A 1,638-nucleotide genomic window follows, 5' to 3' on the forward strand; every position below is an offset into this window, starting at 1 on the left:
TGGAGCCGGTCGTCGAGAACGGCGTCCACGCGAGCATTGACCCGTGCGATCTCGGAGTCGAGCCAGGTCAGATGGGTCGCCAGCTCACCGGGAGTGGCGTGCGCACAGCGACGGTTCGCCGCGGCGAGCAGCGCCCGGAACCCGGTCTGCGCGTCGGCGATCGTGGCCGTGCGGACCCCGGTGACGCCCGCGCGAACCGCGGCGAGCCGGTCGGTGCGTCCGCGGTCGCGGGTGGCCACCAGAGTCCGTCGGCGACGCACCAGGTCGTCCGGGTCGGTGTGCGCAGTGGCCACCGAAGAGAGATGGTCGTCGCGGATCCGCCGGTCCAGCGCCGTCACACACGCCGCGAGCCGGGCCTGCTCGACGCGTTGCTCGATCGGGCGCATCAGACCCTCGTGGATCCAGGCCACCAGGTCGGTCAGGCCGGACTCGTCGACCGCGCCGGCCAGGGCAGCCGCCGCCGATACCGCGAACACCGGGAGTTCCTCGGCGGGATCGAGAACGGCGCGCTGTGCGCGCAGCCGTCGCGGCCACTCCCAGAATGCGTCGATTCCGGTGCACACCAAGGCGACCGTGCCCACCTCGGTCCGCAACCGCACGAACAGTTCGACCTCGTCGGCATCGAGGTCCGACGACGGATCCAGCACCATCAGGCCCGCGCCGATCCCACCGGTTCCCATGCCGGAACCGGTCGCCGAGATCGGTAGGTCGGGGGCGACCGCCGCGCAGGCCGCCAGCAGATCGTCGACGGCTGCACCCACCGCCCCGGCCACCACGATCGAAGCCCCGGGCTCCGGCATGCTCGTCGCGTCGAAGCCGGTCGCCTGCCACACCTGGTGGTAGATCCCGTCTGGGGTGATTCCTTCTGGATTGACCCCGTCTGGGCTGATCTGCTGCGCAGCGGTGACGTTCACCGCACCACCTCCGGCACGCGCAACAGCTGCTCGATGCCCTCGCGTGCGACGCCTGCAACCGCCAGACCCTCCAGACGATCGCGAACCACGCCCTCCCGACGCGCACGGACCTCGCCGACCCCCGCGGCGACCGTCGGGACGATCGCCTCGATGCCACTGAGCCGGTGCAATGTCGCATTGAGACCGTCGACGTCGGCCACCACACCCGCACCCATCAGGTCGAGAGCGGTCTCGATACCGAACCGGTCGAGGCGCCGCAGCAGTCCACGTCGCAGGGTGCGTTCGCGTCCACCGGGATCGCCCATGAGGAAGTGCCCGGCCATCGACGGCATCTGCTCGTCGCGGGCGACGAGGTCGGCGAGAAAGGTCCATTCCGCCTCGGTGACATCGGCGCAGGCGAGAAGTGCCGAGACGGCAGTGACCGGTCGGCCCAGCATCCGGGCGGCTTCGGCCGCTGCGTGCGCGGCGTCGCGCGGATCGGGGTGGGTGTCGGCCTTGCCGAGGACGACGATCGTGCGCTCGGCGGGCAAGGACGCCAGGATCTCGTGGTCGGCGGGGCGTACCGCGGCCACGATCACGTGCACCCAGAGGTCGGCGCCGTCGATCGCGTCGGGGTCCTCGCCGGGGCCGAGCGCGCCGACTCGCAACCGCTCCCGCACCGCCCGCGTCATGGTGTCGCGACCGGTGCCCGGGCGGCCGGTGACCGCGATCGTCAGGGGGCGCC

At 72.0% G+C, this 1,638-nt stretch carries 1 protein-coding gene and 1 pseudogene; both read right to left on the reverse strand.

Annotated elements, in window-relative coordinates; translation table 11 throughout:
* Positions 1-914 (reverse strand): annotated as a pseudogene (locus tag B1964_RS22765) (hypothetical protein); the annotation flags it as partial.
* The coding region (locus tag B1964_RS22770) for a hypothetical protein (RefSeq protein ID WP_079931386.1) at positions 911-1,638 on the reverse strand (728 nt) is incomplete at its 5' end. The pseudogene B1964_RS22765 and the gene B1964_RS22770, both read right to left, overlap by 4 nt.

It is taken from the genome of Gordonia sp. i37 (assembly GCF_002043085.1).
In the GTDB taxonomy this organism is placed as follows: Bacteria; Actinomycetota; Actinomycetes; order Mycobacteriales; family Mycobacteriaceae; genus Gordonia; species Gordonia polyisoprenivorans.